A 21,203-nucleotide genomic window follows, 5' to 3' on the forward strand; every position below is an offset into this window, starting at 1 on the left:
AATGCCGGAGAGCAAAACTACAGCTCGGGCCGTAAAGTAAAAAGTATTTGTCAAGTTGAATGCTCGGAAAAAAGGAAAATCCTTCAAAAAAAGATTGACATAGATGTTAGATTAAGATAACATATAGACTGTAAGTTAGCCAAAGCTAATTAAACAGATCTTTTTACTTAAAGGAGGAGTGAGGTTGATGCCGTTAACCTTGGCCCAGGTTGGACAGATCAACGCTGTAAAACGAATCGGCGGGAAGGAAGAAGTTCGGCGTTTCTTAAATTCACTCGGTTTTATCGAGGGCAGCGAGGTCATGCTCATTTCGCAGAACCAGGGCAATGTCATCGTCAAGGTGAAGGAGTCCCGCGTGGCCATCAGTAAAGAAATGGCCCGCAAGATCATGATATAAAAAGGGGGGGATAAAATGAAAACGTTAAAGGATATCCGGGTCGGAGACACCGTTTCCGTCAAAAAGCTTCATGGCGAAGGCGCGGTTAAGCGCCGGATCATGGACATGGGCATTACGAAGGGTGTCGAAGTCTATGTGCGCAAGGTTGCGCCGCTGGGCGATCCGGTGGAGATCAACGTCCGCGGTTATGAATTATCGCTGCGCAAAGCCGACGCCCAGATGATCGAAGTGGAATAAAGGCCGGAGGGCCTGTCTTTTTTGGATATATAGTTAGCTTAAGCTAATTTTAGGAGGGATAGAACATGGCAGTTAAAATTGCGCTGGCCGGTAATCCGAACAGCGGAAAAACAACACTTTTTAACGCTCTGACGGGTTCCAATCAATTTGTGGGCAACTGGCCGGGGGTTACGGTCGAAAAGAAGGAAGGCAGGCTGAAGGATCAGAAGGACGTTACGATCACCGATCTGCCGGGGATTTATTCCCTTTCCCCGTATACGCTGGAAGAAGTCGTCGCCCGGAATTATCTGATTCACGAACGTCCCGAAGCGATTCTGAACATCGTTGACGGCACGAATCTGGAACGCAATCTGTACTTAACCACACAGCTGCTGGAGCTGGGCATTCCGGTCGTCGTTGCCGTCAATATGATCGACGTCGTCAACAAAAACGGCGATCAGATCGACACGCAGCAGCTCGCCAAGGCGCTGGGCTGCGAGGTCGTCACGATTTCGGCACTGAAACAAACAGGAATTCAGGAAGCTGCGGCGCTGGCCGTTAAATTGGCGAAGCAAGGGCAAGCCTTGCCGCCGGCTCATCGTTTCAGCCCGAAAGTGGAAAAGGTGCTCAACGCGATCATTTCACAACTACCTGCAGAAATTCCTTCGGAAATGCAGCGGTTCTACGCGATCAAGCTGTTTGAGCGCGATGATAAGATCACGGCGATGATGAACACCGTTCCGGATGTCGGAGCGCTGATTCAAAAAGCGGAAGACGAGCTGGACGACGATGCGGAAAGCATCATCACCAATGAACGGTATAATTATATCGGTTCGATCATTCGTCAATGCTATACGAAGAAAAATCAATCCCGGATGTCGGTTTCCGATAAAATCGACTCCATCGTGACCAACCGCTGGCTGGCGCTGCCGATTTTCATTCTCGTCATGGCGCTGGTCTACGCGATTTCGATGGGCGGCTGGTCAATCTCAATCGGCACGATGGGCACGGACTGGGCCAACGATGTGTTGTTCGGTGAGTGGGTGCCGGGCGCCGTTGACGCTTTCTTACAGACGATGGGCGTCGGCGGCTGGCTGGCCAGTCTGATTCAGGACGGAATGGTTGCGGGCGTCGGCGCAGTCTTAGGCTTCGTGCCGCAGATGCTTGTGCTGTTCTTCCTGCTCTGCATTCTTGAAGATATCGGCTACATGGCGCGGATCGCGTTCATTATGGACCGGATCTTCCGCCGGTTCGGCTTAAGCGGCAAGAGCTTTATCCCGATGCTGGTGGCGACTGGCTGCGGCGTGCCGGGGATCATGGCTTCGCGGACGATCGAACAGGATCGCGATCGGAAAATGACGATCATGACGACCGGATTCATTCCCTGCGGGGCGAAAATGCCGATCATCGGTCTGTTTGCCGGGGCGCTGTTCAACAATTCCGCTTGGGTTGCGACATCAGCGTATTTCATCGGCGTGGCCGCGGTGATTGTAAGCGGAATTATCCTCAAAAAGTTTAAAATGTTTGCGGGTGATCCGGCGCCGTTTGTCATGGAATTGCCGGCCTACCATATTCCCTCGGCATCCAATGTGCTGCGGGGAACGTGGGAACGCGGCTGGTCGTTTATCAAGCGGGCCGGTACGATCATTCTGTTAAGCTCGATTGTCTTGTGGTTCTTACAGGGCTATGGCTTTGTGGACGGCGTCTTCCAGGCGGTTGAGGATAACAACAGCTCGCTGCTGGCGCTGATCGGCAACGCGGTGTCCTGGATCTTCTATCCGCTGGGCTGGGTCGGCGATATGGCGTGGAAAGCGACAGTGGCGACGGTAACCGGCCTGATCGCCAAGGAAGAAGTTGTCAATACCTTCGGTGTTCTTTACCATTACAGCGGGGAACTGAGCGAAGCGGGCAATGAGATTTGGACGCTGATCGCGGCGGATTTCACGGCCCTCTCGGCGTACAGTTTCATGATCTTCAACCTGCTGTGCGCGCCATGCTTCGCGGCGATGGGCGCGATCAAACGGGAGATGAACAATCCGAAATGGACACTCGGGGCGATCGGCTACATGTGCGGCTTCGCTTACGTCATCGCGATGATCGTCTACCAGGTCGGCGGTCTGATCACGGGTGAAACACCGTTTACGATCTTCACGGTGATCGCGATGGTGCTGCTTGCGGCTCTGGTCTATCTGTTAATCCGGCCATATAAAGAAAGCCGGACGCTGGAAGTTGAACTGAAGGAAACGGCGAAAGTTTAAAAGCCGGAATCGGCGGAAAGGAGAACAAATGCTCGCTGCTATTCAAAGTTATTTTGGCGAAGGTGCTGTATTGTTGATGGTGATCGGCGCCTGCCTGTTGGCAATCCGCAGTCTGCGGCGGCAACATCGTCAAAAAGGCTCCGCCTGCGCAGGCGGCTGCGCGGGCTGCGGCATGAAGGGAATCTGTCACAGCGAGGGACTGCAGAACCCGCTGCTCAGCGCTTACCGGCACGATCATCCTCCGGGGCAATCGTCGCGTTATCCTGGTTAATTTTCCGGCGGCAGCGTCAGAGCGCGGCTGCGAAAATTGGAAAACGATCATGCAGCGTTCAACCTTCCGGTCATTTCCATTCATCCTCTGTTAAAATCCTGATATAATAAGGAAAAAGAAAGGCGGGAAGGACGATGGCAACGTGGCTAGTCATTCTGATCATTGGCGGTTGGACGGCGTATTGCCTGATCCGGCTGCGCTCCAAAAAGAACCGCGGCTGCGCTGCGTGCGCCAGCTATCAAGCAGGCAGTTGCCAGGCAAAGCAGGCGTTGTGCGATTACCGCAAGGATCACCCGCGCTCTGTTCAATAAGAAAAAGATCCCGCTTGTCCTCTGTGACAGGCGGGATTCGTTTATTTGGCCGGCGTGTTGAACAACTTCATCTTGCGTTCCAGCACCGCCAGATTTTCCTGCAGCTGTTCAATCTGATGTTCGATTTGAGCTTTGTGATGCTCAAACAAAGCTGTCCGTTGTTCCAACGTCGCGTCGCCCTGACGGATCAGGCCGACGAACTCGCGGATTTCCTCGACCGGCATGCCGGTTCGTTTTAAGCATTGGATGATCTGCAGCAGTTTGAGATCCTCTTCAGAGAAGACGCGAACCTGGCCCGTGCTGCGCCGCAGCGGACCGATTAATCCGCGCTTTTCATAATACCGCAGCGTGGAGGCGGGGATGCGGAGCCGCTCAGAAATTTCTTTGATCGAATAATTCATACCATTTCTCCTTTTTGGCTTGACTTCAACCTGGGTTTAACTTGTATTATAGAGAAGTCATAAGGGGGATGCAAGCATGACAAAAAAGAAATCAGTGTTCAGGATGCTGGTGATCACGGTCTTGTTGGGAATCGGTATGAATTTCCATCATCCGGTAACGCCGACCTTATATACGGCGATGGGACTGCCGTCGCGGATTTTCGGAACGTCGATGGCGGTGATGTGCTTCTTTTCATTTCTGACGTCTGTATTCTGGGGCGAGTTCAGCAATCATATCGGCCGCGTCAAGGTCTTTACCATTTCCTGCGTCTGTTACGGACTGGCGCAGCTGAGTCTGGGGTTTTCATCGAGCGAGCTGATGGTGCTGATCTCGCGCGGGGCCGCGGGTGCTTTTGCGGGCGGCGCGGGGGTTGCGACGATGGCGTATGTGATCGACGTCAGCGAACCTTCAAAGCGCGCCGCGAATCTGGCGGTCTATACGGCGATGCAGTCGGTGTCGCTGGCGGCAGGGTATCTGCTGGGCGGTGTTCTGGGAACGATTCACTTTCAGCTGGCGTTCAACGTCCAGGCGGTCTGGATGATCGCACTGGGCATCGGCACGGCGTTCTTTGCCGAAGATTCGATTGTCGATCCGCAGACGGTTCGCCCGCGCGAGCTGTTGAAAGCCGTGAATCCGTTTAATTCCTTCGCCAGCGCCCGCAGTCTGATGAGCACGGTCATGGTTCTGTTTCTGATCGTCGTCTTTCTGACCGGGTTCGCCAGCAACTGTCACGAAAACGCGTTCAACTATTTCTTAAAGGCGGAGCTGGACTTTAAACCGGTCTATAACGGTTTGATCAAAGCGATCATCGGTCTTGTCGGCCTGATCGCCAATTTCTCCATCAATCTGTGGATCATCCGCCGCACAGACGCGAAGAAATCGCTGATTGTCGTGCTGGCGCTGTGCGCGCTGAGCGCGGCCGGAGCGCTGATTCCTGGCAATCTGACGCTGTTTATCGCAATGAATCTGGTGTTCTTTACCGCCAACGCCGTTTATCAGCCGATCACCCAGGCTTTGTCCGTGGAAGGCCGGAAAAACAGCGAGGTCGGCGTCATCACCGGGCTGTTCAACGCGATCAAGTCGATGGGCAACGTGCTCGGGTCGCTGGCCGCGGGGATCGTCTACGATCTGAATATGTTGTTTCCGTTTATGCTGAGCGCCGGAGCGTTCGTTCTTTCGGCGGCGACGGCATTCGCTTACTGGCGCAGCGCGAAGCGGTAGCCGGCAGAAAAGCGGAAAAAGCAGGACATAAAGCAAAACATAAAAAGGCTGCGGCGCAAACGGATTTACTGCGCGGCAGCCTTTCGTATTTCAGATAGAATGGGAATTGCGGGATTAGAAATGAATCTGATCCTCGATGAACGCGGCGATCGTATTCAAGGCCAATGAAGCATAGACCGGATCGTCCAGAATCGCGTGACCGACGCCTTCCAGCAGGATCAGTCCCTTTTGCGCGGCCGGAATTTTTTTGTAGATCCTGCGGCTGGAGGAAACGGCAATCGTATCGTCCTCCGTGCCGTGCAGAATCAGCACCGGACATTCCACCATCGCCGCGTCCTGCTTTAACAGATCAACGACGTTCATGAACACCGAAGTAAAATCAGCGGGCAGCGGCGGATAGGCTTCCGGCTGTTCTTTTTTATTCGGGCTGCTGAACCAGCCGGTGATGTAGTCTGCGGCGTTGCCGACATTGATATAATTGAACGCCGGGGCTAACAGGATCAGTTTCTTCACGGGTTTGACAGCGGCCAGGTGCGCGGCGATGACGCCGCCCATTGAGAAGCCGATCAGAATCACGTCCGCATTCTGAGCTGTCAGTTCGTCAACGACTTCCTCGGCTCGCTGAATCCATTTCTGCGGATCAACGTCCTGCGGATTGCGCGGGTTAAATAATTCCGGCAGGATCAGCTCAATTTTCTTGGCGGCAAGGAAATTCTTCAGCGGCAGAAATTCGTCCGTCCGCCGCCGGCCGAACCCGTGCAGCGCCACGACGACACATCGGCGCTCCTGCTTTTTGGATTTCAGAAATTCAAACATGGGCTCACCTCCTGGAAATATCCTTATTATAATATAAAACAAGTCGTCCGGGGGAAGGTTTCCTGATTAAAATTAGAAAAGAACGGCGAATTTCGACGAATGTAAGCGGTAATAATTGAAGAATGTCGAAAAAATGATCAAAAATACGCGTAAAACAGTGAGAAAAGTAAGGAGAAACTGGAGGAAAAAGGAGAGGAATACTCTCAATGACCCACTGATCTGCGTTGTTTTGGATCAAGCAAAATCATTGATTTTCAAAACTTAAAAAGAGCTTGATCTGAAGCCGTTTTTCTAAGTATTTAACTTTTTTGAAAAAAGTGTTGCATTGCCTGTTTTTGAGTGCTATAATAGCGAAGCATTCGCATGGACGTGGGAGGTTGCCGGCACGCTGATCGGCGTTGTCACGATAGCGCCAGCTAAGCGTGAAGACCGGGGAATTCACACCGAGCGAATCTGCCGAAAAGGCGGATGAAATGAAGGAGGAAGATTTCATGGCAAAAAACAGCGTAAGAATTCGTTTAAAAGCTTACGAACACAGAATCCTGGACACAGCCAGCGAAAAGATCGTTAAGGCTGCTCAGGAACACGGCGCAAAGAAAGTCGTCGGACCTGTACCCCTGCCGACAGAACGTCAGGTGGTAACCGTTTTAAGAGCTGTCCACAAGTACAAGGACTCGCGTGAACAGTTTGAAATCAGAACACATAAGCGTTTGATCGAGATCGTCGGACCGACCGCAGAAACCATTGACGCATTGAGCCGTCTGGAACTGCCGAGCGGCGTCGACATCGAGATCAAGCTGTAAGGACAGTGGAGGTGACATCATGAAAGGTATTTTAGGACGTAAACTTGGCATGACGCAGGTATTCACTACGGATGGCGTATTGATTCCTGTCACAGTCGTTGAAGCACTGCCGAACGTAGTGCTGCAGAAGAAAACCCTGGAAAACGATGGCTACGAAGCTGTTCAGCTGGGATTTGAAGATCTGAGCGAAAAGGGTTCCAATAAAGCTGAAAAGGGTCATGCTGCCAAGGCATCGACCGCAGCGAAGCGTTTCGTTCGCGAAATCCGCGGTACGGAAATGACAAACCTGGAAGTCGGCAACGAAGTCAAGGTTGATCTGTTCGCCGCCGGCGAAATCGTCGACGTAACCGGCACCAGCAAGGGCCGCGGCTACAACGGCACAATCGTCAGAAACAACGCGACGATGGGCCCGAAGACGCATGGCGGATCTAAGAACATGCGGCATATCGGTTCTCTGGCAACGACCGGACGTAACAACGGCCGGATCGAAAAGGGAACGGCTGGCGCTGGCCAGGAAGGTGGATATACCACAACGACACAGAATTTGGAAATCATCAAGGTTGATGTTGAAAACAACTATATGCTGATCAAGGGCAACGTTCCGGGACCGAAGCGCGGACTGGTTGTTGTTAAATCATCCGTCAAAGGAACAGCTGCTGTTTCGGCCAAGGATCTGATCAGCTATTCCGAAGAAGCAAAAGAGGAGGAATAACAGATGCCAAAGTTAAATGTATATAACCTGGAAGCTAAAGAGATTCGTGAAATCGAACTGGCTGAGGCTGTATTCGGCATTGAACCTAATCAGCAGGTCATGTTTGACGCGCTCATCATGCAGCGCGCGAATATGCGTCAGGGAACGCATGACACCAAGAGCCGTCATGAAGTCAGCGGCGGCGGCAAGAAGCCTTGGCGTCAGAAGGGCACAGGCCGTGCTCGTCAGGGTTCCATCCGCGCTCCGCAGTGGAGAGGCGGCGGCATCGCTTTCGGTCCGACGCCGCGCAGCTATGCTTACCGTCTGAACCGCAAGGTCCGCCGGTTGGCTTTGAGATCGCTGCTTTCTGAAAAGGTCATTGAAAACAACCTGGTTGTCGTCGATGCGCTGAAGTTCGACGCGATCAAGACAAAGGAATTTGTCAAGGTTATGGATGCGTTCAAGTTTGAAGGCAAGACGCTGTTTGTAGCGGATATCGCCGAGGACTTCGACAATGCCTTCATGTCCCTGCGCAACATTCCGAACGCTGCCTTATTGACAGTTGAAGAACTGAACGCCTTCGACATCGCCAACGCTCAGAAGCTGGTTATGACGGAAGCGGCTGCCAACAAAGCTGGGGAGGTATTCGCATAATGAGTAACGCAAGAGATATCATTATCCGCCCGATCATCACTGAAAAGACGATGAAGCTGATGGACACTGACAACAAGATCACTTTCGCGGTCGCAAAGGGCGCGAACAAAACGCAGGTCCGTCTGGCTGTTGAAGAAATTTTCGGTGTCAAGGTTGAACAGGTCAACATCCTGAACTGCAAGCCGAAGACGAAGAGAATGGGCAAATACGTCGGCAAGACGAGCGCTGTCCGCAAAGCAGTTGTCAAGCTGCCGGAAGGACAGGATATCAACTTATTCTCGGAATAAGCTGAACAACATATCGGAAGAACACGCTATTTCCGGAAAAATGCGTAAGGAGGACTAAATCCAATGGCGATTAAGAAATATAAACCAACGACTCCAGGTCGTCGCGGTATGTCAAGCCTGAGCTTCGAAGAAATCACATCGACTTCTCCAGAACGCTCGCTGCTTGAACCGCTGTCCAAAAAGGGCGGCCGCAACAACACCGGTCGGATCACAACCCGTCATCAGGGCGGCGGACACAAGCGTCAGTACCGCGTGATCGACTTCAAGCGTAATAAAGACAACATCCCGGCGAAGGTCGCAACGATCGAGTACGATCCGAACCGTTCCGCCAACATCGCACTGCTGAATTATGCAGACGGTGAAAAGCGCTATATCCTGGCTCCGAAGGGAATGCAGGTCGGACAGACCATCGTTTCCGGCGAAGCGGTCGACATCAAGGTCGGCAACGCGATGGAGCTGCGCAACATCCCTGAAGGTACTTTCGTTCACAACGTTGAACTGAAGCCGGGCAAGGGCGGCCAGCTGGCACGTTCCGCTGGCGTTTCCGCACAGATCCTGGGTTCTGAAGGCCGCTACACGATTCTGCGTCTGGCGTCCGGCGAAGTCCGCAAGGTTCTGAGCAACTGCCGCGCCACCATCGGCACGGTCGGCAATGAAGATCACAGCCTGGTTAACTTAGGCAAAGCTGGACGTTCCCGCTGGATGGGCATTCGTCCGACAGTCCGCGGTTCTGTTATGAACCCGAACGATCACCCGCATGGCGGCGGTGAAGGCAGAACTCCGGTTGGCCGTAAATCACCAATGACGCCATGGGGTAAGAAGGCGATGGGCGTTAAGACCCGCAAAGCCAAGAAGGCCTCGACGAAGTTGATCACACGCCGCCGCAACGGTAAGTAAACGAAAGGAAGGAAGCTAAAATGAGTCGTAGTTTGAAAAAAGGACCGTTCTGTGATGACCATTTAATGAAAAAAGTGGAAAAGCTGAACGCGTCAGGCAAGAAAGAAGTCATCAAAACATGGTCTCGCCGTTCCACTATTTTCCCGCAGTTCGTTGAACATACGTTCGCGGTTTACAACGGTAAGGAACATGTCCCTGTCTATGTCACAGAAGATATGGTCGGCCATAAACTTGGCGAATTCGTCCCAACCCGCAAATTCGGCGGTCATGGCGACGACAAGAAAGCGTAGGAGGTGCCACAATGGAAGTCAAAGCAACAGCGAAAACTGTCCGCATCGCCCCTCGCAAAGTCAGACTTGTTCTGGATTTAGTCAGAGGCAAAGATGCGAAAGAAGCAGAAGCAATCCTGAAGTTCACACCGAACCACGCTGCCGAAGCAGTTGGGAAAGTGCTGAAATCAGCCGTTGCCAATGCGGTCAACAATCATCAGCTGGATGAATCAAAATTGTATGTCAAAGCGTGCTATGCCAACGAGGGAATCACCATGAAGCGTTTCATGCCTCGGGCAAAGGGCAACGCCGCTCAGATTTTAAAGCGCACCAGCCACATTACTGTTGTGGTTGAAGAACGGTAGGAGGTACTCTCATGGGTCAGAAAGTTAGTCCAATTGGAATGCGTGTCGGCGTCATCCGCGACTGGGAATCCAGATGGTATGCTGAAAAAGATTACGGCACCCTGTTGATGGAAGACGTCAAAATCCGTGAATTCCTGTTGAAGGAACTGCATGCGGCTTACGTTTCCAGAATCGAAATCGAACGCTCTAAGAACCGTGTTGAGATCATCATCCGTGCCGCTCGCCCGGGTGTGATCATCGGAAGCAACGGTGAAAGCATTGAAATCTTAAAGAAGAAGCTGCAGAAAATGTGCGCTGGCAAGCAGATCCACATCAAAGTGGTTGAAGTTGCCAATCCGGATCTGGATGCACACCTGGTTGCCCGCGCTATCGCGGAGCAGCTGGAACAGCGTGCTTCGTTCAGAACCTGCCAGAAGCGTCAGATTCAGAAGACGATGCGGGCAGGCGCCAAGGGTATCCGTACCCTGGTTTCCGGCCGTTTAGGCGGCGCGGATATCGCGCGCAGCGAAGGCTATTCCGAGGGCGTTGTTCCTCTGCATACGCTGCGTTCGGACATCGACTTCGCAATTGTTGAAGCGATGACGACCTACGGCAAGCTGGGCGTTAAAGTCTGGATCTGCCGCGGTGAGGTTCTGCCGGGCCAGATGGTTCAGGAACCGGAAGCACCGAAGATGCCGCAGGGCCGCGATCGCCGGCGTGGCGGACGGAATGACCGCCGCGGCAATCGGAACAACAATAACAACAGCCGCAATGCCGAAGCTAAAGCAGCTGCGCCAAAGGCGGAAGGAACCGTTGAAGGAGGTAAGTAATCATGTTAATGCCTAATCGAACAAAATATAGAAGACCTCATCGTCAGAGTTACGAAGGTCGCTCTAAGGCCGGACGTGAGATCGTATTCGGTGAATACGGATTAATTGCTTACTCCGGTGCATACGTCAGCAACCGTCAGATCGAGGCGGCGCGTGTCGCCATGACTCGTTACATGAAGCGTGGCGGCCAGGTTTGGATCAAAATTTTCCCACATCTGGCAATTACGAAGAAACCGCTGGAAGTCCGAATGGGTTCCGGTAAAGGCGCACCTGAAGGATGGGTAGCCGTAGTTCAGCCAGGCCGCGTCCTGTTTGAAGTCGGCGGCGTCGATGAAGAAACCGCGCGTGAAGCCCTGCGCTTAGCAGCCCACAAGCTGCCGGTCAAGTGCAAATTCGTGCGCCGAGGCGAGGAGGAATAGGAAATGAACGTTAAGGAAATTCGTGATAAGAGCAATACTGAATTACTTCAGGAAATTGAATCTTTAAAAGAAGAGCTGTTCAACCTGCGTTTCCAGCAAGCTACCGGCCAGCTGGAGAATCCTTCCCGCATGAAGGAAATTCGCAAGACGATCGCTCGCATCAAAACTGTCATCACTGAGCGCGAACTCAGTGAGGCGAAATAAGGAGGATAACTGGTCATGGAAAGATCAAACCGTAAAGTATTACGCGGAAAAGTCGTTTCTGATAAGATGGACAAGACCATTACGGTTGAGGTAGCAACCAGCAAGAGTCATCCGCTTTATTCGAAGCGTATTAAATATTCAAAGAAATTCAAAGCACATGATGAAAACAATGAGGCGAAGCTCGGTGATATCGTAGAAATCATGGAAACTCGTCCGTTATCCGCGACCAAGCGTTTCCGCCTGGTTAAGATCGTCGAAAAGGCTGTAATTCTTTAATAGCACAAGGAGGAACTGACAATGATTACGAATGAAAGTAGATTAAATGTCGCGGACAACACCGGTGCTAAGGAATTATTAGTCATCCGTTGCCTGGGCGGCAGCAAGCGCAAAAGAGCGAACATCGGCGATATCATCGTCTGCTCGGTTAAGACAGCAGCTCCTGGCGGAACTGTAAAGAAGGGCGACGTCGTTAAGGCGGTCATCGTCCGGACTCGTTACGGCATCCGTCGTGAGAACGGCAGCTACATCAAGTTTGATGACAATGCAGCCGTTATCATCAAGGACGACAACACACCAAAGGGAACCCGTATTTTCGGGCCTGTTGCAAGAGAACTGCGTGACAAAGACTTCATGAAGATTGTTTCTTTGGCACCAGAAGTTTTATAGGAGGTGGCTTGAGATGAAAATTAAAAAAGGCGATAAAGTAAAAGTCATCACAGGACATTACAAGGGAACGATCGGCGAAGTTCTGGCCGTTATGCCGAAAGAGAACAAAGTCATCGTTGAGGGTGTCAATCTGATGAAGAAACACCTGAAGCCGACTCAGGCTAACCCGGACGGAGGTATCATTGAAAAGGAAGCTCCGATTCATGTATCCAATGTCATGGCGTATGATTCCAAAGCCAAAACAGCCAGCCGGATCGGCTTTAAGGTCGAAAAGGGCGAAAAGGTCCGCGTATTTAAGAAATCCGGCAACGTCGTCAAGGGAGGTAAGAAATAATGAACCGTCTTGTTGAAAAATACCAGAAGACAGTCATTGAATCTCTGATGAAGCAGTTCAATTACAGCTCTGTCATGCAGTGCCCGAAGATCGAGAAAGTCGTCATCAACATGGGTGTCGGCGATGCGATCGCCAACCCGAAGGCGCTGGACGAAGCAGTTGCCGAACTGACTCAGCTGGCAGGCCAGAAGCCGGTCATCACGAAGGCGAAGAAGTCCATCGCGAACTTCAAGCTGCGTGAAGGCATGCCGATCGGCTGCAAGGTCACCCTGCGCGGTGAACACATGTATGAATTCCTGGACAAGCTGTTCAACATTTCCCTGCCGCGTGTCCGCGACTTCCGCGGCGTCAGCACAACGGCGTTCGACGGTCGCGGCAACTACACGCTGGGCGTGAAGGAACAGATCATTTTCCCGGAAATCAACTTTGATAAAGTAAGCAAAGTACGCGGTATGGACATCGTTATCGTAACGACGGCCAATACTGATGAAGAAGCAAAGGCATTGCTGGCAGGTATGGGCATGCCGTTTGCGAAATAAGGAGGGACAACAACCATGGCAAAGACATCAATGAAAATTAAGCAGCAGCGTCCTCAGAAGTACAAAGTCAGAGAGTACACGCGCTGCGAACGTTGTGGACGTCCGCACTCTGTCTTAAGCAAGTACAAAGTCTGCCGTATCTGCTTCCGCGAATTAGCCTATAAGGGCCAGATTCCGGGAGTCAAGAAGGCAAGCTGGTAAGGATACGGAAGGAGGAAAAAGCAATGATGAATATGACTGATCCTATCGCAGATATGCTGACCAGAATCCGTAACGGTGTTCAGGCGCGCCACGAAGCCGTTGAAATTCCGGCAAGCAAGCAGAAGGTTGAAATTGCGAAGATCCTGAAGAACGAAGGATTTATCCTGAATTACGCAGTCACAGGTGAAACCGCTGCAGAAAAGAAGATCACAGTCACTTTGAAATACGGCCCGAATAACGAAAAGGTTATCAGCGGCATCAAGCGTATCTCGAAGCCAGGCTTACGGGTATACGCCAAGAGCGGCTCGATCCCACGTGTCCTGAACGGTTTAGGCATCGCGATCATCTCTACCTCTCAGGGATTGATGACCGACAAAGAAGCAAGAGCGAAGCATACAGGCGGCGAAGTTATCGCCTACGTATGGTAAGCGTGTTAGAGAAAGGAATAGAAAACAATGTCACGTATCGGTAATAAAACGATTACCATTCCAGCCGGTGTTGAAGTCACGATTGCGGCTGGCAATGAGGTGACGGTCAAAGGACCTAAGGGTACTTTAACACGTCAGTTTAACGAAAACATGCAGATCGATGTCAACGGCAATGAAATCAAAGTCGTTCGTCCGAACGATGAGAAGCATATCAAACAGCTGCACGGTACAACCCGCGCGCTGCTGCACAACATGGTCGTCGGCGTTTCTGAGGGCTTCACCCGTGAACTGGAAGTTGTCGGTATCGGCTTCCGTGCCGCTGTCAGCGGCAACAAGCTGACACTGAACGTCGGCTTCTCTCACCCGGTTGAATTCGAGGTTGAGGAAGGCCTGAAAGTTGAGTGCCCGTCCGCAACTGAAATTAAAGTTTCCGGCATCGACAAGCAGCGCGTCGGCGAATTCGCTGCGGTCGTCCGGGCAACAAAGAAACCTGAACCTTACAAGGGTAAAGGTATTCGCTATAAAGGCGAACATGTCCGTCGTAAAGAAGGCAAGACGGCTGGTAAGAAATAGTGGGAAAGGAGAGAGTGAACAATGCTTAAGAAAGTATCTAAAAATGATGAAAGAATTCGTCGTCACATTCGTGTCCGTACAAAGATCAGCGGAACTCCGGAACGCCCACGCCTGAACGTCTTCCGTTCTAACAGCCACATCCACTGCCAGATCATCGACGATGTTAACGGCACGACGTTGGTTGCCTGCAGCAGCGTGGATCTGAAGCTGGAAAACGGCGGAAATATCGAAGCCGCAAAAACTGTCGGAACTGAACTGGCAAAGCGCGCTTTAGCTAAGAACATCACTAATGTTGTATTTGACCGTGGAGGTTATGTTTATCACGGACGTGTCCAGGCCCTGGCCGAAGCTGCCAGAGAGGCCGGACTGAAATTCTAGGAGGGCTCGCTGAATGGAACGTAAACCAAGAAGAGTTGAACGCGATAAAGAATTTGAAGAACGCGTTGTTGTCATCAACCGTGTAACCAAGGTTGTTAAAGGTGGACGTCGTTTCCGCTTTGCCGCCCTGGTTGTCATTGGTGACAAAAAAGGCCGCGTAGGCTACGGCACAGGAAAGGCTAACGAAGTTCCTGATGCAATTAAGAAGGCCAGTGAAAATGCCAAGAAGAATCTGTTCAGAGTTCCTCTGGTAAACAATGGCTCCACGATCCCACATGCTGTCACCGGCGTTTACGGCGCGGGTGAAGTGTTCCTGAAACCGGCTGCAGAAGGTACCGGCGTTATCGCTGGCGGCGCTGTCCGTGCGGTTTTGGAACTGGCAGGCGTCAGCGACGTTCTGTCCAAGTGCATCGGTTCCCGCACTCCGATCAACATGGTTCATGCCACGGTTGCCGGTCTGAAAGAACTGAAAACGATCGAAAGCGTTAGCAAACTGCGTGAGAAGAAGCCGCAGGAAATTCGCTAAGTTAGACGGGAGGCAGCTTAAATGAAATTAAACGAACTGAAATACACAGAAGGTGCACGTCGTAACTCCAAGAGAATCGGCCGCGGCCATGGCTCCGGATGGGGCAAAACTGCAGGTAAGGGTTCCAAGGGCCAGAACGCTCGTTCCGGCGGCGGAGTCGCACTGGGCTTTGAAGGCGGTCAGACACCGATCTGGCGTCGTCTGCCGAAGCGTGGATTCACCAACTTCACCCGTAAGGAATACTCGATCGTCAACGTCGAACTGCTGAACCGGTTCGAGGACGGCGCAGAGATTACTCCGGAACTGTTAAAGCAGGCGGGTTTAGTCCGCAAGGAACTGGACGGCGTGAAGATCCTGGGCGTCGGCGAACTGGAAAAGAAGCTGACGGTCAAAGCCAATAAATTTTCCAAATCAGCAGTAGAAGCAATTGAAAAAGCAGGCGGAAAAGTAGAGGTGATCTAACATGATCCAGACCTTTACCAGCCTGTTCAAGAATAAAGAAATCCGGTCTAAGATTATCTTTACTCTGGCCATGCTGTTCATCTACCGACTCGGATCCGGCATTCCGGTTCCGGGCGTAGATGCGACGGCGCTGACCGCCGGCATCGCTGATAATTCCATTCTGGGAATGATGAACCTGCTGGGTGGCGGCGCGTTACAGCGTCTGTCGGTCTTCGCCTTGGGCGTTACACCGTACATCACCGCTTCGATCATCATCCAGCTGATGTCGATGGACGTCATTCCGGCACTGACGGAAATGGCGAAATCCGGTCAGCAGGGCCGCATGAAAATGGATAAGATCACACGATATATGGGTGTGGTCTTAGCGTTTATTCAGGCCTTTACGATGGTCTACGCGTTTGACAAGAGCTATGGAATCCTCTCCGGCGCCGGCGTTTCCACTTACTTGTATGTGGCGACGGTGCTGACGGCGGGTACCATGTTCCTGTTGTGGGTCGGCGATCAAATCTCAGTGAAGGGGATTGGAAACGGCGTTTCCATCATCATCTTCGCAGGGATCGTTGCGAACATTCCGTTCCAGTTCATCCAGGTCTTCAACACCCTGGTTGACACGACGAACAACACGGCGATGTTCAACGGCATCCTGACGTTCATGCTGTATGTATTAATGTATCTCTTGATCATCGTGCTGGTTGTCTTCATGCAGCTGGCAACACGGAAGATCCCGGTACAGTACACATCCAGTTCCATGACCAAGGGCCGCAACGATATGACGTATTTACCGTTGAAAATCAACTCTGCCAGCGTCATCCCGGTTATCTTCGCTTCGGCGATCATGACGGCGCCGCTGACGATCATGAGCTTCTTTGAAGCCAATAGCTTCACAACCACTCTGAATAACATCCTGTCGCTGCAGAAGCCGTTAGGCCTTTGCATCTATGCGGTATTGATCGTTCTGTTTACCTTCTTCTACACTAATTTACAGGTGGATCCGGAGAAGATTGCAGAAAATCTCGGCAAGTCTGGAACGTATATTCCTGGCATCCGCCCGGGTACAGAAACCAAGGAGTACTTATCCAAGGTGCTGAACCGGATCACGGTGCTGGGCGCGATCTTCCTCGTGTTCATCGCGCTGCTTCCGTATGTGCTGCCGATGGTGACAAGCCTGCCGTCCTCGGTTTCAATGGGCGGAACCGGAATCATCATCGTCGTCGGCGTTGCCATGGAAACGATGAGCCAGCTGAAAGGTCAGCTGACCCAGAAATCATATCGCGGTTTTATTCAAAAATAAGAGGTGAGTGAGAATGAACATTCTGATCATGGGACCTGCCGGAAGCGGCAAGGGGACAATGTCGGCAAAAATTCTTGAAAGCTTCAATATTCCGCATATCTCCACCGGGGATATGTTCCGCGCCAACATCAAAGAAGGCACGGAGCTGGGTAAAAAAGCGCAGGAATACATGAATGCCGGCAAGCTCGTACCGGATGAAATTACGGTCGCAATGGTCGCAGATCGGCTGAAACAGCCGGACTGTCAAGCTGGTTATCTGTTGGATGGCTATCCAAGAACGCTGGTTCAGGCAAAATTTTTCGAAAATTTATCAAAAGAAATTGCCAAACCGGTAGAAGTTGTTATAAACTTAGTAGTGGAGTTTGAAGCTCTGGCCGATCGCATCACGGGCCGCCGCATGTGTAAGAACTGCGGTGCGATCTATCATGTCCGCAACCACCCAAGTCAGGTGGACGGTATTTGTGATGTCTGCGGTTCTCCGCTCATTCAGCGTGCTGATGATACAGAGGAACAACTTCGTGTTCGTCTTGACGAGCATGAAAAGAATACCAAGCCGGTTCTTGATTACTACCGTGAAAAAGGACTGGTCGTCGACATCAATGCCACGCGCTCAATTGACGAAGTGTGGAACGATGTCGCCGCGGCATTGGAGAACGTGAAATGATCTCTGCCAAGTCGCCGCGAGAAATCGCAACGATGAAGCAAGCCGGAAAGATCGTAGCGCTGGCCCGCGCGGCTGTGGCGGCTGCGATTGCTCCGGGAGTAACTACTAAACAGCTGGACAGGATCGCTGAACGGGTGATCCGGCAACAGGGAGCCTCACCGTCCTTTAAAGGGTACGGGGGCTTTCCTGCGTCTATCTGTACTTCGATCAATTCAGTGCTGGTTCATGGAATTCCGGATCAGACTGCGTTGAAAGACGGAGATCTCATTTCCATTGACATCGGAGCTTGTTATAAAGGCTATCATGGGGACGCCGCGTGGACGTTCGCCGTCGGCCGCGTCAGCGAGGAAGCGGTGCGATTGATGGAAGTTACGCGCCAATCTCTTTTTATAGGTTTAGAACAGGCAAAACCTGGGAATCGTTTAAGTGATATTTCGCACGCGATCGGCGATTTTGTCGAAGCGCACGGGTATTCAGTGCCAATCGATTATACAGGTCATGGAATCGGCACGCACCTGCACGAAGAACCTGCGATTCCGAATTTTGGTTCGCCGGGCAAAGGCATTCTGTTAAAGGAAGGCATGACGTTCGCAATCGAACCGATGGTTCACGCAGGCAAGCCGCACACACGGGTGTTGGCTGATGACTGGACAGTCGTTACCAAAGACGGCTCTCTGGCAGCACATTACGAACATACTATTGTCATCACACATGACGGGTATGAAATTCTGACAATCAATCCAGATGAGGAGGAAGATTCAGTTTATGGGCAAACAGGATGTCATTGAAATTGACGGGATAGTAGAAGACACACTTCCCAATGCGATGTTTAAGGTGAAGCTCGCCAACGGTCACACCATTTTAGCTCACGTTTCTGGTAAAATCCGTATGCATTACATTCGCATTTTACCGGGAGATCGGGTTACCGTTGAAATTTCACCGTATGATTTAACACGTGGGCGTATTACATTTAGACACAAATAGTCTACAGGAGGAAAAACGCATGAAAGTAAGACCATCTGTCAAACCAATATGCGATAAGTGCCGCATCATCAAGCGCAAAGGCCGCGTTATGGTTATTTGTGAAAACCCTAAGCACAAGCAGCGTCAAGGAAACTAGGAGGAATTAGAGAGATATGGCTCGTATTGCAGGAATCGATATCCCACGTGACAAACACGTCGTGGTATCCTTAACTTATATCTACGGAATCGGCAGCTCCACAGCGAAGACCATTCTGAAGAAATGCGGAATCAGCGAAGATATCCGTGTTAAAGATCTGACTGACGAACAGGTCAACGCAATCCGTCAGGAAGTTGACCAGATTAAAGTTGAAGGCGATCTGCGCCGGGAAACCCAGCTGAACATCAAGCGCTTGATGGAAATCGGCTGCTACCGCGGTGTTCGTCATCGTAAAGGACTGCCTGTCCGCGGACAGCGCACCAAGACCAACGCACGTACACGCAAAGGACCGCGTCGTACAGTAGCGAATAAGAAGAAATAAGCGGGAGGATAGTAGTCAATGGCAAAAGTGAAACAGACAAGCCGCAAGCGTCGTGTCCGCAAGAATGTCGCTCGGGGCGTTGCACATATTCATTCAACATTTAACAATACAATCGTAACGATTACTGATGAAAGCGGAAATGCCATCGCATGGTCCAGTGCTGGCGCATTAGGCTTCAAGGGTTCTCGTAAATCTACACCGTTTGCCGCTCAGATGGCAGGCGAAGCTGCCGGCAAGGCTGCTGTCGATCACGGCATGAAGGTTGTCGAAGTTAACGTTAAGGGTCCGGGACCTGGACGTGAAGCGGCTGTCCGTTCTTTACAGACGGCTGGCTTGGAAATCACAGTCATCAACGACGTTACTCCGATTCCGCACAATGGATGCCGTCCACCGAAGCGGCCACGTGGTTAATAACCTAATTGAGGAGGGAAATGGTTATGCAAAAATTTGAACGCGCAAAGTTTGAAGTCAAAGAATATGTTGAATCTGACCATTATGGAAAATTCGTTGTAGAACCTCTTGAAAGAGGGTTCGGCACTACCCTTGGTAATGCCCTCAGACGTGTTTTACTCTCCTCTTTACCGGGAGCTGCGGTTTACTCGATTAAGGTCGAAGGTGTTTACCACGAGTTTACATCCATTCCTGGCGTTGAAGAAGACGTCACGATGATGATTCTGAACATCAAGAATCTGATCATGAAGATTGATGATGATGAATCCTATACCTTAAGAATTGCCGCAAAAGGCCCAATGACCGTGACCGCGGGTGATATTATCTGCCCGACGGGTGTGGAAGTATTGAACAAAGATCTGGAAATCGCGCACCTGGAAGAAGGCGCCACGCTGGAAATGGAGCTTAAGGCCCGCAATGGCCGCGGCTACATCAGCGCTGATGGCAACAAAGCCTTGTACCAGGGATCTTCTCAGGGGATTGGAACGGTATATACCGATTCCATCTATACCCCGATCGACCGTATTTCGTACAATGTGGAACCGACTCGTGTCGGCCAGGACGCGAAATACGACCGCCTGATTTTTGAAATCTGGACGAACGGTTCGATTACGCCGCAGATGTCGCTGGCGCTGGGCTCCAAGATTCTGATCGATCATCTCGATCTCTTGACCCATGTCAATGAATCCGTAGCGGATATGGAATCCGTCATGAAGGATGTCAACGGCGAATCGCCGAAGAACATGCAGTCCATGGCGATCGAAGATCTGGATCTGTCTGTCCGTTCTTACAACTGTTTGAAACGGGCCGGTATCCAGACGGTCGAAGAACTGACTCAGCGTTCTGAAGAAGAAATGATGAGAGTCCGGAATCTGGGTAAAAAATCGTTAAAAGAAGTCAAAGACAAGATTTACGAATTGGGTCTGAGCTTCAAATCATACGACTAATCGCAAGTAAAGGAGGAACCCCCTATGTGGAATCGTAAATTAGGACGCACTGCTGACCACCGGAAAGCGATGCTTCGCAATATGGCTACCAGCCTGATCCTGAACGGCAAAATTGAAACAACTGAAATGAAGGCGAAAGAACTGCGCTCCGTTGTCGACGAACTGATCACGTTGGCTAAGCGCGGGGATCTGCATGCCCGCCGTCAGGCTGCCGCTTACATCCGTAACGTTGTTGCGGACGAAAAGACAGGCGAAACAGTACTGAAGAAGCTGTTTGACGAAATCGGTCCGAAATATGCCGACCGCAACGGCGGATATACCCGCGTCTTAAAGACCGGCTTCCGTCGCGGCGACAGCGCACCGATGGCAATCATCGAACTGGTTTAATTATTGAATGAGAAGCATGGCTCCGGCTGTGCTTTTTTCTTTTTCTTCAGAACCGCAGGGAATACACCTGCCTGATTGAAAAGATCGCGGCTGCCAAGATGTTCCAAATGCTGTGAAATCGCTCTTAGAGGCTGTTTGCGGGCGAAATGAAGCTCGATTAGGGATAAATGAGCGATAAGAATAGAAATGCCGCAGCAATGTCAAGATGCGCTTCTTCTTTTGCAAGAAATTCATGTTCATCTGATGATTTCCGGGGGTTGTAATGCTGAGTCAATCCCCTATAATAAAAAATGTAGACTGACCTGGTCAGTCAGGAGGAATTCCCATGAACGAGAAGTTCTATGAACTGCCGCCGGAAAAGCAGCAGCGGATTATCAATGCCGGATTGGAAGTGTTCGGCGCTCATGATTATCCGCAGGCATCGACGGATGATATGACTGCTAAGGCTGAGATCTCCAAGGGGTTACTATTCTATTACTTTAAAAATAAAAAGGAATTCTATCTGTTTCTGTTTGATTACTGCTGC

At 51.3% G+C, this 21,203-nt stretch carries 38 protein-coding genes; 36 read left to right on the forward strand and 2 right to left on the reverse strand.

What is annotated here, in order from left to right; genetic code table 11:
* Positions 1 to 187: 187 nt before the first annotated feature.
* From HOLDEFILI_RS05635 to HOLDEFILI_RS19190, 5 genes are all read left to right on the forward strand, one after another.
* Positions 188 to 397 (forward strand): FeoA family protein, encoded by a 210-nt coding sequence (locus HOLDEFILI_RS05635; RefSeq protein WP_006058554.1) that lies wholly within the window; start codon positions 188 to 190, stop codon positions 395 to 397.
* A gap of 15 nt (positions 398 to 412) precedes the next feature.
* Positions 413 to 634, forward strand: a complete 222-nt coding sequence (locus HOLDEFILI_RS05640) for a FeoA family protein (RefSeq protein WP_006058555.1) — start codon at positions 413 to 415, stop codon at positions 632 to 634.
* A 65-nt stretch (positions 635 to 699) separates the two neighbouring features.
* Entirely contained in the window at positions 700 to 2,871 is a 2,172-nt protein-coding gene (gene feoB, locus HOLDEFILI_RS05645) for a ferrous iron transport protein B (RefSeq protein WP_006058556.1), read from the forward strand.
* A 28-nt stretch (positions 2,872 to 2,899) separates the two neighbouring features.
* Positions 2,900 to 3,142, forward strand: a complete 243-nt coding sequence (locus HOLDEFILI_RS05650) for a FeoB-associated Cys-rich membrane protein (RefSeq protein WP_006058557.1) — start codon at positions 2,900 to 2,902, stop codon at positions 3,140 to 3,142.
* Between the two features lie 134 nt (positions 3,143 to 3,276).
* A complete protein-coding gene (locus HOLDEFILI_RS19190; RefSeq protein ID WP_006058558.1) occupies positions 3,277 to 3,453 on the forward strand; it encodes a FeoB-associated Cys-rich membrane protein in 177 nt (58 codons plus the stop codon).
* Between the two features lie 41 nt (positions 3,454 to 3,494).
* Here the strand turns inward: HOLDEFILI_RS19190 and HOLDEFILI_RS05655 are convergent, their stop codons facing one another.
* Positions 3,495 to 3,854 carry a MerR family transcriptional regulator gene (locus tag HOLDEFILI_RS05655; protein ID WP_006058559.1) on the reverse strand — a complete coding sequence of 120 codons (360 nt, stop codon included), beginning with the start codon at positions 3,852 to 3,854 and terminating at the stop codon, positions 3,495 to 3,497.
* Positions 3,855 to 3,930: 76 nt separating this feature from the next.
* Between HOLDEFILI_RS05655 and HOLDEFILI_RS05660 the strand changes: the two genes are divergently transcribed.
* On the forward strand, positions 3,931 to 5,115 hold the full coding sequence (locus HOLDEFILI_RS05660) for an MFS transporter (RefSeq protein WP_006058560.1): 1,185 nt from the start codon (positions 3,931 to 3,933) through the stop codon (positions 5,113 to 5,115).
* A gap of 114 nt (positions 5,116 to 5,229) precedes the next feature.
* Here the strand turns inward: HOLDEFILI_RS05660 and HOLDEFILI_RS05665 are convergent, their stop codons facing one another.
* Entirely contained in the window at positions 5,230 to 5,931 is a 702-nt protein-coding gene (locus HOLDEFILI_RS05665; RefSeq protein WP_006058561.1) for an alpha/beta hydrolase, read from the reverse strand.
* A 491-nt stretch (positions 5,932 to 6,422) separates the two neighbouring features.
* Here HOLDEFILI_RS05665 and rpsJ point away from each other — a divergent pair, with 491 nt between their 5' ends.
* The 30 genes from rpsJ to HOLDEFILI_RS05815 form a co-directional block, all read left to right on the forward strand.
* The gene (gene rpsJ / locus HOLDEFILI_RS05670; RefSeq protein WP_039864127.1) at positions 6,423 to 6,734 is read left to right on the forward strand and encodes a 30S ribosomal protein S10; all 312 of its coding nucleotides are present in this window, start codon (positions 6,423 to 6,425) and stop codon (positions 6,732 to 6,734) included.
* Positions 6,735 to 6,753: 19 nt separating this feature from the next.
* The gene (rplC, locus tag HOLDEFILI_RS05675; RefSeq protein ID WP_006058565.1) at positions 6,754 to 7,446 is read left to right on the forward strand and encodes a 50S ribosomal protein L3; all 693 of its coding nucleotides are present in this window, start codon (positions 6,754 to 6,756) and stop codon (positions 7,444 to 7,446) included.
* Between the two features lie 3 nt (positions 7,447 to 7,449).
* Complete coding sequence (rplD, locus tag HOLDEFILI_RS05680; protein ID WP_006058566.1) at positions 7,450 to 8,079, forward strand: 50S ribosomal protein L4; 630 nt, start codon at positions 7,450 to 7,452, stop codon at positions 8,077 to 8,079.
* The gene (gene rplW, locus HOLDEFILI_RS05685) at positions 8,079 to 8,366 is read left to right on the forward strand and encodes a 50S ribosomal protein L23 (protein ID WP_006058567.1); all 288 of its coding nucleotides are present in this window, start codon (positions 8,079 to 8,081) and stop codon (positions 8,364 to 8,366) included. The genes rplD and rplW overlap by 1 nt, the downstream gene beginning before the upstream one ends.
* 63 nt (positions 8,367 to 8,429) lie before the next feature.
* Positions 8,430 to 9,263 carry a 50S ribosomal protein L2 gene (gene rplB / locus HOLDEFILI_RS05690; protein WP_006058568.1) on the forward strand — a complete coding sequence of 278 codons (834 nt, stop codon included), beginning with the start codon at positions 8,430 to 8,432 and terminating at the stop codon, positions 9,261 to 9,263.
* Positions 9,264 to 9,283: 20 nt separating this feature from the next.
* Positions 9,284 to 9,553 (forward strand): 30S ribosomal protein S19, encoded by a 270-nt coding sequence (gene rpsS / locus HOLDEFILI_RS05695; RefSeq protein ID WP_006058569.1) that lies wholly within the window; start codon positions 9,284 to 9,286, stop codon positions 9,551 to 9,553.
* Positions 9,554 to 9,564: 11 nt separating this feature from the next.
* Positions 9,565 to 9,897 carry a 50S ribosomal protein L22 gene (gene rplV, locus HOLDEFILI_RS05700; RefSeq protein ID WP_006058570.1) on the forward strand — a complete coding sequence of 111 codons (333 nt, stop codon included), beginning with the start codon at positions 9,565 to 9,567 and terminating at the stop codon, positions 9,895 to 9,897.
* An 11-nt stretch (positions 9,898 to 9,908) separates the two neighbouring features.
* Positions 9,909 to 10,706: a 30S ribosomal protein S3 gene (rpsC, locus tag HOLDEFILI_RS05705; protein WP_006058571.1), complete on the forward strand. Its 798-nt coding sequence runs from the start codon at positions 9,909 to 9,911 to the stop codon at positions 10,704 to 10,706.
* Between the two features lie 2 nt (positions 10,707 to 10,708).
* Complete coding sequence (rplP, locus tag HOLDEFILI_RS05710; protein WP_006058572.1) at positions 10,709 to 11,125, forward strand: 50S ribosomal protein L16; 417 nt, start codon at positions 10,709 to 10,711, stop codon at positions 11,123 to 11,125.
* A 3-nt stretch (positions 11,126 to 11,128) separates the two neighbouring features.
* Entirely contained in the window at positions 11,129 to 11,329 is a 201-nt protein-coding gene (rpmC, locus tag HOLDEFILI_RS05715) for a 50S ribosomal protein L29 (protein ID WP_006058573.1), read from the forward strand.
* Positions 11,330 to 11,344: 15 nt separating this feature from the next.
* Positions 11,345 to 11,605 (forward strand): 30S ribosomal protein S17, encoded by a 261-nt coding sequence (rpsQ, locus tag HOLDEFILI_RS05720; RefSeq protein WP_006058574.1) that lies wholly within the window; start codon positions 11,345 to 11,347, stop codon positions 11,603 to 11,605.
* A 21-nt stretch (positions 11,606 to 11,626) separates the two neighbouring features.
* The gene (rplN, locus tag HOLDEFILI_RS05725) at positions 11,627 to 11,995 is read left to right on the forward strand and encodes a 50S ribosomal protein L14 (protein ID WP_006058575.1); all 369 of its coding nucleotides are present in this window, start codon (positions 11,627 to 11,629) and stop codon (positions 11,993 to 11,995) included.
* A gap of 13 nt (positions 11,996 to 12,008) precedes the next feature.
* Positions 12,009 to 12,329: a 50S ribosomal protein L24 gene (gene rplX / locus HOLDEFILI_RS05730; RefSeq protein WP_006058576.1), complete on the forward strand. Its 321-nt coding sequence runs from the start codon at positions 12,009 to 12,011 to the stop codon at positions 12,327 to 12,329.
* The gene (gene rplE / locus HOLDEFILI_RS05735; RefSeq protein ID WP_006058577.1) at positions 12,329 to 12,868 is read left to right on the forward strand and encodes a 50S ribosomal protein L5; all 540 of its coding nucleotides are present in this window, start codon (positions 12,329 to 12,331) and stop codon (positions 12,866 to 12,868) included. The genes rplX and rplE overlap by 1 nt, the downstream gene beginning before the upstream one ends.
* Before the next feature lie 15 nt (positions 12,869 to 12,883).
* Entirely contained in the window at positions 12,884 to 13,069 is a 186-nt protein-coding gene (locus HOLDEFILI_RS05740) for a type Z 30S ribosomal protein S14 (RefSeq protein ID WP_006058578.1), read from the forward strand.
* 26 nt (positions 13,070 to 13,095) lie between these two features.
* Positions 13,096 to 13,497, forward strand: a complete 402-nt coding sequence (rpsH, locus tag HOLDEFILI_RS05745) for a 30S ribosomal protein S8 (protein WP_039864159.1) — start codon at positions 13,096 to 13,098, stop codon at positions 13,495 to 13,497.
* 27 nt (positions 13,498 to 13,524) lie between these two features.
* Positions 13,525 to 14,070, forward strand: coding sequence for a 50S ribosomal protein L6 (gene rplF, locus HOLDEFILI_RS05750; protein ID WP_006058580.1), 546 nt, complete (start codon positions 13,525 to 13,527; stop codon positions 14,068 to 14,070).
* A gap of 21 nt (positions 14,071 to 14,091) precedes the next feature.
* Positions 14,092 to 14,448 (forward strand): 50S ribosomal protein L18, encoded by a 357-nt coding sequence (gene rplR / locus HOLDEFILI_RS05755; RefSeq protein WP_006058581.1) that lies wholly within the window; start codon positions 14,092 to 14,094, stop codon positions 14,446 to 14,448.
* 13 nt (positions 14,449 to 14,461) lie between these two features.
* Positions 14,462 to 14,974 (forward strand): 30S ribosomal protein S5, encoded by a 513-nt coding sequence (rpsE, locus tag HOLDEFILI_RS05760; RefSeq protein WP_006058582.1) that lies wholly within the window; start codon positions 14,462 to 14,464, stop codon positions 14,972 to 14,974.
* 21 nt (positions 14,975 to 14,995) lie between these two features.
* Positions 14,996 to 15,436 carry a 50S ribosomal protein L15 gene (gene rplO, locus HOLDEFILI_RS05765; protein ID WP_006058583.1) on the forward strand — a complete coding sequence of 147 codons (441 nt, stop codon included), beginning with the start codon at positions 14,996 to 14,998 and terminating at the stop codon, positions 15,434 to 15,436.
* 1 nt (position 15,437) lies between these two features.
* Positions 15,438 to 16,727, forward strand: a complete 1,290-nt coding sequence (secY, locus tag HOLDEFILI_RS05770) for a preprotein translocase subunit SecY (protein WP_006058584.1) — start codon at positions 15,438 to 15,440, stop codon at positions 16,725 to 16,727.
* Positions 16,728 to 16,740: 13 nt separating this feature from the next.
* A complete protein-coding gene (locus tag HOLDEFILI_RS05775) occupies positions 16,741 to 17,391 on the forward strand; it encodes an adenylate kinase (RefSeq protein WP_006058585.1) in 651 nt (216 codons plus the stop codon).
* Positions 17,388 to 18,179, forward strand: coding sequence for a type I methionyl aminopeptidase (map, locus tag HOLDEFILI_RS05780; RefSeq protein ID WP_006058586.1), 792 nt, complete (start codon positions 17,388 to 17,390; stop codon positions 18,177 to 18,179). Before HOLDEFILI_RS05775 ends, map begins: the two co-directional genes overlap by 4 nt.
* Entirely contained in the window at positions 18,157 to 18,375 is a 219-nt protein-coding gene (infA, locus tag HOLDEFILI_RS05785) for a translation initiation factor IF-1 (protein ID WP_006058587.1), read from the forward strand. The genes map and infA overlap by 23 nt, the downstream gene beginning before the upstream one ends.
* 19 nt (positions 18,376 to 18,394) lie before the next feature.
* Positions 18,395 to 18,511 (forward strand): 50S ribosomal protein L36, encoded by a 117-nt coding sequence (rpmJ, locus tag HOLDEFILI_RS05790; RefSeq protein WP_008979808.1) that lies wholly within the window; start codon positions 18,395 to 18,397, stop codon positions 18,509 to 18,511.
* A 16-nt stretch (positions 18,512 to 18,527) separates the two neighbouring features.
* The gene (rpsM, locus tag HOLDEFILI_RS05795; protein WP_006058588.1) at positions 18,528 to 18,893 is read left to right on the forward strand and encodes a 30S ribosomal protein S13; all 366 of its coding nucleotides are present in this window, start codon (positions 18,528 to 18,530) and stop codon (positions 18,891 to 18,893) included.
* Between the two features lie 18 nt (positions 18,894 to 18,911).
* Positions 18,912 to 19,304 carry a 30S ribosomal protein S11 gene (gene rpsK, locus HOLDEFILI_RS05800; RefSeq protein ID WP_006058589.1) on the forward strand — a complete coding sequence of 131 codons (393 nt, stop codon included), beginning with the start codon at positions 18,912 to 18,914 and terminating at the stop codon, positions 19,302 to 19,304.
* 26 nt (positions 19,305 to 19,330) lie between these two features.
* Positions 19,331 to 20,290 (forward strand): DNA-directed RNA polymerase subunit alpha, encoded by a 960-nt coding sequence (locus HOLDEFILI_RS05805; RefSeq protein WP_020226066.1) that lies wholly within the window; start codon positions 19,331 to 19,333, stop codon positions 20,288 to 20,290.
* A gap of 24 nt (positions 20,291 to 20,314) precedes the next feature.
* On the forward strand, positions 20,315 to 20,677 hold the full coding sequence (gene rplQ, locus HOLDEFILI_RS05810; RefSeq protein ID WP_006058591.1) for a 50S ribosomal protein L17: 363 nt from the start codon (positions 20,315 to 20,317) through the stop codon (positions 20,675 to 20,677).
* Between the two features lie 325 nt (positions 20,678 to 21,002).
* A partial coding sequence (locus HOLDEFILI_RS05815) for a TetR/AcrR family transcriptional regulator (RefSeq protein WP_006058593.1) occupies positions 21,003 to 21,203 on the forward strand: 201 nt, incomplete at its 3' end.

Origin of the sequence: Holdemania filiformis DSM 12042, assembly GCF_000157995.1 — a bacterium.
In the GTDB taxonomy this organism is placed as follows: Bacteria; Bacillota_I; Bacilli_A; order Erysipelotrichales; family Erysipelotrichaceae; genus Holdemania; species Holdemania filiformis.